The sequence below is a fragment of the Psychroflexus lacisalsi genome, from assembly GCF_020164495.1.
GTDB classification, from domain to species: Bacteria; Bacteroidota; Bacteroidia; order Flavobacteriales; family Flavobacteriaceae; genus Psychroflexus; species Psychroflexus lacisalsi.
In genome coordinates, this window is record NZ_JAIQYZ010000002.1 from 225,133 (window position 1) to 237,336 (window position 12,204).

The 12,204-nt window shown below is 33.2% G+C and carries 16 protein-coding genes; all 16 read left to right on the forward strand.

All coding sequences use genetic code 11. From position 1 onward, the window contains the following. The first annotated feature begins 446 nt into the window (after positions 1-446). The 16 genes from LB449_RS08330 (at position 447) to LB449_RS08405 (ending at position 12,199) form a co-directional block, all read left to right on the forward strand. Positions 447-1,118 carry a hypothetical protein gene (locus LB449_RS08330; RefSeq protein ID WP_224454636.1) on the forward strand — a complete coding sequence of 224 codons (672 nt, stop codon included), beginning with the start codon at positions 447-449 and terminating at the stop codon, positions 1,116-1,118. Positions 1,119-1,344: 226 nt separating this feature from the next. Continuing rightward, on the forward strand, positions 1,345-1,731 hold the full coding sequence (locus LB449_RS08335; RefSeq protein ID WP_224454637.1) for a hypothetical protein: 387 nt from the start codon (positions 1,345-1,347) through the stop codon (positions 1,729-1,731). 217 nt (positions 1,732-1,948) lie between these two features. Next, complete coding sequence (locus LB449_RS08340) at positions 1,949-2,299, forward strand: hypothetical protein (RefSeq protein WP_224454638.1); 351 nt, start codon at positions 1,949-1,951, stop codon at positions 2,297-2,299. 218 nt (positions 2,300-2,517) lie between these two features. Then, on the forward strand, positions 2,518-3,366 hold the full coding sequence (locus LB449_RS08345; RefSeq protein WP_224454640.1) for a TlpA family protein disulfide reductase: 849 nt from the start codon (positions 2,518-2,520) through the stop codon (positions 3,364-3,366). A gap of 64 nt (positions 3,367-3,430) precedes the next feature. After that, positions 3,431-4,150 (forward strand): TlpA family protein disulfide reductase, encoded by a 720-nt coding sequence (locus tag LB449_RS08350; RefSeq protein ID WP_224454645.1) that lies wholly within the window; start codon positions 3,431-3,433, stop codon positions 4,148-4,150. Positions 4,151-4,239: 89 nt separating this feature from the next. Continuing rightward, positions 4,240-4,704 carry a DUF423 domain-containing protein gene (locus LB449_RS08355; protein ID WP_224454646.1) on the forward strand — a complete coding sequence of 155 codons (465 nt, stop codon included), beginning with the start codon at positions 4,240-4,242 and terminating at the stop codon, positions 4,702-4,704. A gap of 95 nt (positions 4,705-4,799) precedes the next feature. Beyond that, positions 4,800-4,946 carry a hypothetical protein gene (locus tag LB449_RS08360; protein WP_224454648.1) on the forward strand — a complete coding sequence of 49 codons (147 nt, stop codon included), beginning with the start codon at positions 4,800-4,802 and terminating at the stop codon, positions 4,944-4,946. 19 nt (positions 4,947-4,965) lie between these two features. Then, positions 4,966-5,394, forward strand: a complete 429-nt coding sequence (locus LB449_RS08365) for a hypothetical protein (RefSeq protein WP_224454649.1) — start codon at positions 4,966-4,968, stop codon at positions 5,392-5,394. 39 nt (positions 5,395-5,433) lie between these two features. Beyond that, positions 5,434-6,306, forward strand: a complete 873-nt coding sequence (locus tag LB449_RS08370; RefSeq protein WP_224454650.1) for a DUF5694 domain-containing protein — start codon at positions 5,434-5,436, stop codon at positions 6,304-6,306. Between the two features lie 19 nt (positions 6,307-6,325). Then, positions 6,326-7,183: a hypothetical protein gene (locus LB449_RS08375; protein WP_224454653.1), complete on the forward strand. Its 858-nt coding sequence runs from the start codon at positions 6,326-6,328 to the stop codon at positions 7,181-7,183. An 87-nt stretch (positions 7,184-7,270) separates the two neighbouring features. Then, entirely contained in the window at positions 7,271-7,858 is a 588-nt protein-coding gene (locus LB449_RS08380; RefSeq protein WP_224454655.1) for an outer membrane beta-barrel protein, read from the forward strand. 69 nt (positions 7,859-7,927) lie between these two features. Further along, on the forward strand, positions 7,928-8,074 hold the full coding sequence (locus LB449_RS08385) for a hypothetical protein (protein WP_224454656.1): 147 nt from the start codon (positions 7,928-7,930) through the stop codon (positions 8,072-8,074). A gap of 35 nt (positions 8,075-8,109) precedes the next feature. After that, on the forward strand, positions 8,110-8,544 hold the full coding sequence (locus tag LB449_RS08390; protein ID WP_224454657.1) for a GspE family protein: 435 nt from the start codon (positions 8,110-8,112) through the stop codon (positions 8,542-8,544). A gap of 457 nt (positions 8,545-9,001) precedes the next feature. Further along, positions 9,002-9,868 (forward strand): TraB/GumN family protein, encoded by an 867-nt coding sequence (locus tag LB449_RS08395; protein WP_224454658.1) that lies wholly within the window; start codon positions 9,002-9,004, stop codon positions 9,866-9,868. A gap of 367 nt (positions 9,869-10,235) precedes the next feature. After that, positions 10,236-10,421: a hypothetical protein gene (locus tag LB449_RS08400; RefSeq protein ID WP_224454659.1), complete on the forward strand. Its 186-nt coding sequence runs from the start codon at positions 10,236-10,238 to the stop codon at positions 10,419-10,421. A 68-nt stretch (positions 10,422-10,489) separates the two neighbouring features. Next, positions 10,490-12,199: a DUF885 domain-containing protein gene (locus tag LB449_RS08405; RefSeq protein ID WP_224454660.1), complete on the forward strand. Its 1,710-nt coding sequence runs from the start codon at positions 10,490-10,492 to the stop codon at positions 12,197-12,199. Positions 12,200-12,204 lie beyond the last annotated feature (5 nt).

The window sequence follows — 12,204 nt, forward strand, 5'->3', positions numbered from 1 at the left end:
ACTCAAAGAGCTCATAAAATCGCTTTTGGTCTTGAGTTTTTCAGCGCACCTGCACCTTGGGCTTTTCACTTCTATCGGGGCTAAGGTGGTTTTAATTTAGAATTTGAGATTTAAGATTTGTAATGTCATTCTAATTCACCTTTTAAAACCAAATTTCACGACTCAATCAAGTTATAATTTCACTCTCTCGGCGATATTCAAATTTCTCAAAGATTCATACCAAAGGGTGTTATCCACAATTTCAACTGCATTCCCTCACGGTTTTGGAGATAACTTTCATAAAACTTTTATATCATCTCTTGTCATTAATCATAAGAATACGCTAGTTTAGCTATCAAATAACTAGCGAATCTTACTAAAATCTGTTTTTATCACGTTTCTAAGATGGGATAATGATTGGTTTGGTAATCATATAACCCGTTGTGTTTCATACTAAAAAAAAATAAATGCAATATGATAACTTAACAAAAGAAGAATTACTAATTGAAATTGATAATAAGTCAAAAGCAATTATTAATATGGGAAAACAATTAAAAGCCATTACTCCCAAACTAGAAACATTTGATATTTATTTAATAGCTTCTCTTAATAGAACAGTTAACATTTCCAAAGCATATACAAGTCTAATTAGAGATAATAATTTTATCGCTGCCGCCCCATTAGTTAGAATAAATATTGACACATTATTAAGATTGTATGCATCAATTATTTCGGCATACGATAGAAATACATTTGCATCAAAAGTAATGAATGGTGAATTGATAAATAAAATGAAACTTGGGACGACTAAGCAAAAGCTGAGTGATGTAACTCTTTATACTGAAATGTCTAAAATTGAAAAAATGGAATGGGTTACTAAAATATATAAAGCAGGTAATTCATTTGTCCATTTAGAAAAATCTCATATTTTTTCATCTTTGAAAGTTATCGATAAAAAAGAAAAACTTATTAATATGTCGATAGGTTTTCACGATTCATTTATTCCTGAGAGCGAAAAAATTGGGTCAGCATATTGGATGAATAAAACCATTGACTCAATCATAGAGCAAGCACAAATTTGGATGTATGAAAAGTCTCAAAAAACAGGCTTTGACATTGAAAAATTGAACGACATATAAACTGTCTAAAAGAAAGTACGAAAACACAACACCGCATATAGCAAATGGCTAGGGTTTAGGCTAAACCGAAAATTATTGTATTTTTAAAAAAATTAGTCCTTAACTATAACGCTTGTTTGCAAATCATCGCCAAAAGCTATATGCGCGGACCGTTCTAGCCCCTTTTAAGAAAATGAAAGAAATACAGATAAAAAAATATGTTTTATACTTATTCGGCATATCAATTTTGGCCTTTATTCTAAATAAGTTGTACATCAGAAATTGGATTTTAGAAAACGATATGCCTGAATTCATTAAAATCGTAACATTCTCAATTCCAAATTTGATAGAAGCGATAATTGTAACGCTTATTTCAACAGGAATACTTTTGCAAATGCGTCAACATTTCAGTAAGAAATTCGGTTCAATGAAAATAAAACATGTCCATATACTTGCATCAAGTGTTACAACTATTTATGTTATATCTCAAGAACTGAAATTCCACAACTTAGGTGGAAATAACGTCTATGATCCTTACGACTTAATAGCCTCATTCATAGGATTGATTGGTACATTTGGACTAATACGATTATTTGGATTTGCTGACAAGACAGGAATTGATACAAGAGATTAAACGAGGAAAAATGAAAACGTGTGGCAACATCTAGTATGGACAACAGCTACTATGAGCTAAAACCAAAGTTTTGAAATATTTAGAAACGTATAAGAGAAACCGAAAATTAAGCTAGTACTATGAATCTACTAGCCAAAGTAGCGGAACATTGTGGAAAATTAGGAGTAATTGAAAAAGCTTAACTTAGAATGATTAAATAAATCTAAAACAGATAATTATGAAAACATTTAAACTGATTTTCGCTGCATTTTTAATGTGTGTTACAATAATTAGTTGTTCAACGGCAAAACAATCTTCAGACTTTAATATAGATTATAAATTAGAAAAGGTTGTCTTTGACGTTAAAGATAATAGAGTTAAACAATTATTGGAACGTCAAAAAAATAAAACTGAGTTTAAAAAGGGACAATCTCTAAAAAAATCCACTTTTACTAAAGAAAGATCAAGGATTGTAAAACTAATCCGTGAAAATCACAATTCAAATTTTTCAGTAAATAAAATTCGCTTTGAAATTGACACCACTCTAGCGGATAATAAATTTTCTGTTGTTGCAATAGTTCAAGAATGATATGGGCTAAAGCTTTTAAATAATCTCTTGGATTTCTTGGAAAAACGTTGCAAAACAACATATAAAAACAATCAATAATAAAAAATCGTGCTCGCTTGCTTAGCAGATTGTTATGCGGACAAACACGCCCACCTGCACAGTTTTTGTATAAGACGATATGCATTATTTTAAAAAATATATCGTCATAAACAGATTAACTAAAAATTAAAACCATCATTATGAAAAACCTAATCATTATTCTATTAGTCTTTGTCGCCCCCCTCATCTCTTGTAAAGAGAGTCCAGAAGAAAAAAATGTAGTTAAAAAAGAAGAAGTTATTAGACCCATAAAAAGTTATGATTATTTAATATCCGATTATAAAAATTGGTGGTCTTATCATTACAATGAAATAGCATTAACCTCTGACTTTGAAGCGCTGAATGAAGACTCCGAAAAAATATCAAAAGAAGATTTTTTAAAGAAATTAATATCTGGAGATTACATCACTATCGAGATTGATTCTGAAAAGGACTTAACCGCCTATAAGCTTTATAGGTTACCAAAAGATCTAGATAATGAAATTTCAAATGTTATGAAAAATGATGCCTACAGAGCTTTTGAGCTTTTTAAAATGGAGGGAACTAAATTTCCTGATTTTAAGGTTACTGACGTCAATGGAATAGAATACAGTAATAAAAAATTTGAAGGGAAGACGACAGTCATCAAAACATGGTTTATAAATTGTAAAGCGTGTATAGCTGAGATGCCAGAATTAAATGAATTTGTCGACATTTATAAAAATAAAGATATACAGTTTTTAAGTCTTGCAACAAATGAAAGAGAACCTCTACTGAATTTTCTGAAGAAAAATGAATTCAAATACGATGTTTTACCAAATCAAGAGCATTTAATTGAAAATAAACTTAAGCTTACTGTATATCCAACTCATTTAATAGTAAATGAAAAAGGGATAATTAAAAAGGTTTTTAAAAAAGCTTCTCAAATCATTTCCTACATTGATCAGGATAAATTGATGATTAAAGATGAGAAAACAAATTTAGCCCCACCGCCACCACCAGCTGGATAAATAGCTTTAAAATGCTAATAAGGACTTTTCTCACTATCGCTTCTTGTGGTTGGAAGATAGTCCCATGACATTTGAGGCTTCAGGTTCAGACTTCAAAAAGGCAACGGTGAAAGGTTCAAAAGAGGAAGATTTAAGTCAGCAACTAAGCAAACAAACGGATTCACTACCCAGAAATGAGCGCCTGCAAAAAGACCTGGAGTTTGTAAACAATCATCCCAATAGCCTTCATGCGGCTTATCTTCTATCTGTCTTTTCATCGACTTGGGGAAAAAAGAAATCGAAAGAGCTGTTTGACAACTTTTCAGAGAATAACAAAAACTCCGACTACGGAAAAAGCATTTCAAAATTTATCGAGCTGAATCAGAATCCTGAAATCGGAGACCAGTACATCGATTTCGAAATGCCGGATACCCGTGGCGAAATGAAACGTTTATCGGAAGTTGAAGGTGAATTGGTGCTGTTGGAATTTTGGGCTTCAAACTGTGGACCTTGCAGACAGGAAAATCCAAATTTGGTAAACACCTATAACGAATTCAAAGACAAAGGATTTGAAATTTTTGCGGTGTCTGAGGACATCCAAAAAGAGAAATGGTTAAAAGCTATTGAAGAAGATAATTTACCATGGCTACAAGTAAGTGATTTAAAAAGGAACAATACGGCATCCATGATTTATGGATTAAATGGAATTCCTGACAATTTCCTGATTGACAACGACGGGATTATCGTTGGACGAAATTTACGCGGTGAAAAGCTAAATGAAAAATTGAAAGATATTTTGAATTAGACTTAGTTTTCAACGTCAATTAAAATAAATTACTATTTTCACTTAAAATTTTCATACCCCTGACTGAAACCAATCCTTAAACCAACCTTATGAAAACCTGGAATTTTAAGATAGATGACCACCCCAAAGAGGTAAGTCAAAAACTAAAGTTGGCATTCAGACCTGTTACTGGTTTAGTGTTCAAGATGAACCAGGATAAAAATTCAATAACTTTCAAAATGCGAAGGAGAATTTTATACCCCTGGTACCTGTTTTTTCTCAATAGTATCATTGTGAAAGGAAAATTATCAAAGGCTGAGGCCCCAGACAAGGCTCAGGTAGAAATTTCCTTTAACCAGCATTTTCTATGGGTTTTAGTTATCGCTACAGATATCATTCTGGGTTTAGCACTTTTCATTGCGGTTATTTCAGGTAAAATTGAAGGTAGCTTAGCCTACGGCGTTGCAGCTCTGATTTTAGCGATTGGAATTGTAGTCTGGTTTAGAATTCAGAAGAAATATTCAAGAGATGTTCAGGATTATAAAACTTTAATTTCTGAAACTCTTGGTGTCTAGTTCTATAATTCAGTTTAAAATATGGGATCGATTTTAAGTAAAATAAAAAAATCCATTTTTTTAAAAAATTGAAATTATCCTAAATAACCAAAAGAATGAAAATCAAATCCAGAGACGTAGCCTTCTTCTTTTTAGGCGTATTCACTCTAATTACAATTAACGCTGTCTTGGATTGGGAAGGAACAAAAGAGGCTTATGATGAGGCCTATAAAAACGCACGTTTTGTTGAGTCATCAAATTAACTTAGAAACTTTCTGTAACATGAAATTTAATCTTGCTTTTTGTTTTTTCATTGTTACTTTGTTGCCACAATTGTTATTGAGTCAATCTAACTTCAGGATTGGAACCTCTGATAATGATCGTTTAGTCAAAGCATTAAATGACATTAAACAAGTTGCTGAAAACAAAGAAACCTATCTATCAGTTAGAGTATATATTTTAGATAACGGAATTGGAAGTGCAGGAAACCCAAGCTCTGAGGTTTCACATGATGTACTGGTAGCCGTTTCAGAATTTGATGACGCTCCAATGCAAAATCTATTTGAAATAGGCCCGTTTATAAATCCTAAATTCATTAAATGGGTTGAAGTAAATCAATACAACAAAAGTTTTGAAATAGAACACGGAAACTTTCATGAACGAAAAAGAATAAAGTTTAAAGCCCATATTGATGAAATAATTCAATTATAAAAAATCATCCATTTACCAATTAAATTAACTCCCCCAATCATGATCAAACTTGTCCTCATCCTCATCCTTTACTTGGTAAGTCTTTTTTCTAATGCGCAAACCGACCCAGATCAAATTCTAATCGGAGGTAATAAGCGTCCAGAAGTCCTTCTGGTAGGCACATTCCATTTTGCCTATTATGATCAGGATTTATATAAGACTGATAAAGACAAAAGGGTTGATATTTTGTCTAAAAAAAGACAAAAAGAAATTCAAGAGCTGGTAGAATATATATCTCTGTTTAAGCCAACAAAAATATTTGTTGAAGATTTTAATAAGGATAATATTCTAATGAAAAATTACAGGAATTACAAAAATGGAAATTATAAACTAACAGCTGATGAAATTGATCAACTGGCTTACAGATTGATGGATAATTTTGAACTTGACACTTTATATGGTGTAGATGAAAAAACAATCTTTCAGACATTATATAGTAAACCAGAAACTAAAAACTACGCTTCAGATTTAAGCAAAGGCTTTGATTTACAAAAAGATTTTTTAGAAAGTGACATCGGTAAAAGGTACATGAAATGGTATGAAATAGATGATAGCTTAAAATTAGAAAATTCAATGCTTGATTATTTCAAAATATTAAATTCACCAATAAGTCAGAAAAGAGGATTTTACAGCTTGTTTGCAGGGACCTTTGGATATGAAAATACAGATGGCGCTGACATATTAACTTTAAGCTTGGTAAGTCGAAATATGAGAATTTTAAATCACATTGAAAGAAATATTAATTCACCTGATGAAAGAATTTTGATTTTATTTGGCTCATCTCATACAGACTTTTTTAAATTATTTTATAATTCGTCACCTGAACATAAATTGATAGACTTTAATGAGCTATACTCTTTAGAGATGAATTAATTACATTAATAAAAAAATCATGATCAAACTTGTCCTCATCCTCATCCTTTACCTGGTAAGTCTTTTTTCTAATGCGCAAACCGACAGTGTTGAAGAGTCTGTAGATTTAAAATGGAAAATAGCAGATACATTAACGTACCATACTGTTATGAGAGATACCATTTATGGAAGCAGTAAATCACAAACTGAAACCGATTCCATCAGAAGTAATATGAACGGCTTATTACAACTCATGCAAAAACAATTTTTCAACCTGAACTATGAAACAAAACTGTTTCCAGACAAAAATGGAAACGTTGACATCGCTATGATGCTAAAAGAAAATAGAGCAGACTCTACAAAATCGATTTTCTCAGGAATTGCAAAAATGAACGGTAATGTAGCTTTAAGAGGTAAAGTTAGTCCTGAAGGAAAACTATTAAGCTATTACTACAAAAGAGCTCAAAACAATATCATTTCGATTTTATTTGAACTACCAACGGCCTCCGTAAAGGTTGGAGATGCATGGAGTTTGGATGTAAATATGATTTCGATGGACCAGAATTTCAAAGCTGACTCGACTTACAAGAACAATACAGTAAGACTTAGTGAAATAAAGATCCTGAATGGAAATAAAATTGCAGTCATAAAATACGATTTGCAAGAGTTTGTTTCTGGAGAATTTGATAATAGATTCATGTCCATGTTTTCAAAAGAATCAGCTTACAAAGAAACGTACATGAAAATATCTCACAAAGCAACTGCGGAATTTGATATCGATAAAGGATATTGGATTTTATATGACGGAGTTATGGACACAGAAACCAATTTTTCTCCACTAGGCATGAATGGAAATAAAAGAACTAAATTTAAATTAACACCTGTAAACAAGAGCTGATCAAAATTTAAAAACCCTGGTCTTTCATTTAAATTTCATAGACCTAAACGATCAATTAACATTCAATTCATCACAACCAAAAGTAATATGGTATTCAACTGTTTTAAAAGTACACTCTGTGCTGCCTTGCTGATAGTTTCAGTAAAAGCCATTGCTCAAGATTCAAAATTGAGCCTGGAAGTCAATTATCCTATAACTTTTGGTAATAGTTATATCGGCGAGGCTTACGATGGTATTGTAGATGTTGGTGCCAATTACCGACTTTCAGAATTGAATTTTGTAACTATTGGAACGTCCCTAAATGCAGGGGTTTATAAGTTACAAGACGATATCAGTCCCCAATTGATAGACGCTTACGTCTACATGATTCAACCAAGGGCTTTTGGAGAGCTAAATATTGAAACTTTGCCAAGGCTTCATCCTAAAATAGGTGCCGGTTACACTTTGGTAATTTACAATTTGATCAATTCAGAACCTTTTGCAAATTTTGACAGTAATACCGAAACAGAGGGAGCGATAAACCTTAATTTTAGTCTTGCGTTTGATATTTCTTCGAGACTATACATCCAGGCTCAGTATGATTTTATCACTTTTGATTTTGGCTTTGAAAGACCAAATCCAGATATAGACGATAATTTCAATATCTTTAAAGCAGGATTGGGTTACCGATTTTAAAAAAGAGATTGCCTTGAAACTAGTTTTTGATAAAAAATTATTACAGTTATGAAATTCAATAAAGTCAGAATGCTGGGAATAGTAATATTCATTGCTGCATTTACAGTTCATTATTTCTTTGAAAATTCTGCGATTAGTTTTTTCCTTGGAATATCAACTGCAATCGGGATTCTACTTGTAGTTTATGGGCGTTTAAATATCTTCAGAAGAAAATAAACATTTAATAATCCTGGATTTAAACGTTCAAAATCATGAAAATCAAATACAAAAAGAGTAACATTTTTAATAACCTACTACTGGCGATTTTTTGGTTTGGTATAGCCATATTTTATTGGGTTGTAAAAAGATTTGAGCCCTTAATTTTATTTCTACATTTAATTCCTATATCCAATTTTATATATCGGTATCTTTATAAGAAGGAGAACCAATACCTCACTATTGAAGATGGAGTGATACAGAAAAATAATCTCTACAGCTCAAATACTAAAATTCAAGTCAATGAGATCTCAGAAATTGAAAAAATTGGCCTTGATTATCTTCTCAAATCTGAAGACATCAACTTAAGATTCGACCCAAACTTAATTGATGAAGAATCACTCAAAGAATTGACTCAGTTTTTAGGACAACTGAATTTACCTTCAGAAAATAATCTCTACAGCAAGCTTAATACAGGATTGAAAGTTTAGAATCTATATTCATGAAAATCAAATTCAAAAAAAAAACGATTACGTTACAACCTAAACATCGGTATTTTAATGACGTGTTTAGGTTCGGCATATTTCATTTTCGATGCAAGTCCAATGATCTCCGGCTATCTATATTTGGCAGCTGGTCTGAGTATGACTTTCCAATACCTTTATGATGTAAAGCACCAGTACCTCATCATTGAGAATGGCATCATCAAAAAGAACAAACTGTATAGTTTAAAAAAAAAATCCTTATCGAGGATATTCTTGAAATAAAAGGTACCAACAAGGGATATCTTCTTAAATCTGAAAAAGTAAATCTAAAGATTAACCCTAAAGTAATTGATGAAGAGTCGATGCCAGACTTAATTCAATATCTGCAAAGCATAAATATTCCAGATGACAAAAACCTTTTCAGTAAATTTAAATTCAATTAAAAAACTTAAAACCAATTTTTATGAAAATCAAATTTCTATTTATTTTATTTCTCGGCTGTGCTTTATCACTCACAGGGCAAGCGCAATCCACAGAAAATGCCTTGTTTTGGAAAGTTAGCGGCAATGGGTTAACTGCCGACTCTTACCTCTACGGTACAATTCACCTGGCTTGCGAAGTCAAGATTTCTGACAATGTAAAGCAAGCTTTCGACTCTACGGAGCAACTCGCTTTGGAGATTAATATGGCAGACCCCAATATGATGACAGTCATGATGCAAAACATGTACATGAAAGACGGCAAAAAACTATCCGATTTTGCTAACGATGAGGAATTGAAACAGCTCGAGGCATTTTTTAAAGGTAAAGTACAAGGAATGAATTTTGGCATGATGCAAAGCATAAAACCATTCTTTTTGAGTGCTATGGCTGTAACAAGTTTTATGAGCTGCTCGACTCCACAAGGTTATGATATGTATTTTATGGAACAGGCGAAAGCAAAAGAAAAATCCATCATCGGCCTTGAAACCTTAATGGATCAAGTCAATATGATCGATAAAATACCTTATCAGGAACAAGTTGATGAACTCCTAGAGATGGCAAGTAAACCCGCAGAGGAGAATAGCCGTGTTTACCAAGAAATGCTCAGAAGATACGAGGCAAAAGACCTGGACGGACTCATGAAGTTTATGACAGAGCAAGAATCTAGCATGAACTTATACGCCGAAGACTTCCTGGATAATCGTAACAAAAAATGGATCCCAGTCATCGAAGAAAAAGCAAAGGAAACCTCAACTTTTTTTGCCTTTGGAGCCGCCCATTTGGCCGGTAACAATGGAGTGATTAATTTGCTAAGGAGAGCAGGTTATACTATAAAAGCGATGGAATAATTCCAGAATTAAAGTAATTATTTTCTTATCAGAATTAATTAAAATGATTTTGCTAAAGTTAGATTAATACTCTTCGATACATTTCTTAAAATGCGAAACTAATTTGGTACCCCAGTCTTATGAAAAGTTTCAACTGAAGGGTTTAAGTTGGCTTAAGACTGAGATGAGCAAACTTAGATTTCCAAATGCTTAACCAATATTTAAACAAATACATGTTTTTAAAATTACTTAGACCTCACAGGTTTTAGAAACCTGTGAGGTCTAAGTAATTAAGTTTTAACCTAAACAAATATTTTTTTTAATAGCATCACTTTTATATAAACTGAAATCTGGGTATCGAAATATAAATTATCTTTATGTTTAACCAATGAAAAAGGCAAAGCGCTATGTATATTTGAATTTGGTATTCGGTATCATCTGGCTTTTGGCAGGCTTTTTCAAGGTAGGCTTTAATGGTCAGGATAATTGGTTTGGCTATGTCTGGTTTGTTTTGGCAACTTTTTATCTTGGAGTTTTTATCTATCAGATTTTAAAACTCAAAAACAAAAGCTAAAAAACAAAGTCGATATAAAATGTGACTCTGTTCAGCTTAGCCTATTCTGTAATCTAAACATCAATTTTATGAAATCAAATTTAAGTGTAATTATCATTTTTATAGTTTGCAACTCACTTTGGAGTCAAACACCGAGTCAAAGCTTAGACTCTATTATACAGACCTATCAAGACCATAAAGGTTACGACCAAAAAATCTATCCCTTGGGTTTATACACAAAAGCTTATTACCAACAAGAAGCAAATTTTGCGAGTCAACTCCTTACCGATTTAGCTGAAATGGATAACAGCCAACTTTCAGAAACTGAACAGATTTCATTAGAAATGCTAAAGTTTAAGCTCAAGGAAACAGTGGACTTCTATGAGTTTGAAGCCTACTTAAATCCACTGCTGTCCGATTCTGGTTTCCATCTTAGTCTATCTTATGAAGTGAGAGACCTCAACACTTATGAGCAAGTGAAAGCTTATCTCAATAAACTCAATGCTATTCCTACTTATGTGGACCAACATTTTAAACTTCTGAGACAAGGCTTAAAAAAAGGCATCACCCAACCCCGAGTGATTTTTGAAGGCTATGAGTCGACTTACGATTCTCAAATCGTTGACCAGCCTGAAGACAGTTATTTTTACGAACCTTTTCAGAACTTACCCTCTACCCTATCAGAATCTCAAAAAGACTCTGTAATGCAAGCAGCAAGAACGGCCATAAAAGCCAACGTCATTCCACAATTTAAGCGTGTTAAAAGCTTTTTTGAAACGGAATATTTACCCACTACTAAAACCACTTTAGGAGTTTCAGAAGGACCACAAGGCGAAGCCTACTATCAAAATCGGTTAAATTACTATACAACCTTGGATTTAACTGCTGAAGACATTCATCAAATTGGTTTGGATGAAGTGGCGAGAATCAATTCAGAAATGAAAGCTATCATAGCAGAAGTCGATTTTGAGGGGAGCTTTGAAGAGTTCATCTACTTCCTTAGAACCGATGAGCAGTTTTATGCTAAAACTGGAGAAGAACTTTTAAAAGAAGCCCGTGATATAGCCAAACGTATCGATGCCAAACTCCCGGCTTATTTCAAAACTTTACCTAGGAAACCCTACGGTGTCACAAAAGTCCCCGATGCCATTGCTCCTAAATATACCACAGGCCGCTATATTGGCGCTTCCAATGACACTCAACCTGGCTATTACTGGGTCAACACCTATAACTTGCCCAACCGGCCTTTGTATGTTTTACCGTCGTTAACCGCTCACGAAGCGGTGCCTGGACATCATTTACAAAACGCTCTTAATGCAGAGCTTGGCGATAGCATTCCTGATTTTAGAAAAAACATGTATTTATCCGCCTATGGAGAAGGTTGGGGTTTGTACTCTGAGTTCCTTGCTGAAGAAATGGGGATTTATACCACCGCCTATGAGCGATTTGGAAAATTGACTTACGAACAATGGCGTGCTTGTCGTTTGGTTATAGATACGGGCATTCATGCCATGGGATGGACTCGAGAGGAAGCTGTAGACTATTTCACCAAAGAGACAGCCCTTTCGTTACACAATATCAATACCGAAGTAGATCGCTATATTTCATGGCCAGGACAAGCCGTTTCTTACAAGATTGGTGAGATCAAAATTCGCGAATTACGAGCGAAAGCTGAAAAAATGCTTGGCAGTGGCTTTGATATCCGTGAGTTTCATGAAGTTATTCTTGAACAAGGGGTTGTCACCTTACCGATTTTAGAACAACGTATTAATACATTTATTGATAAAAATAAAAGTTAGCTCAA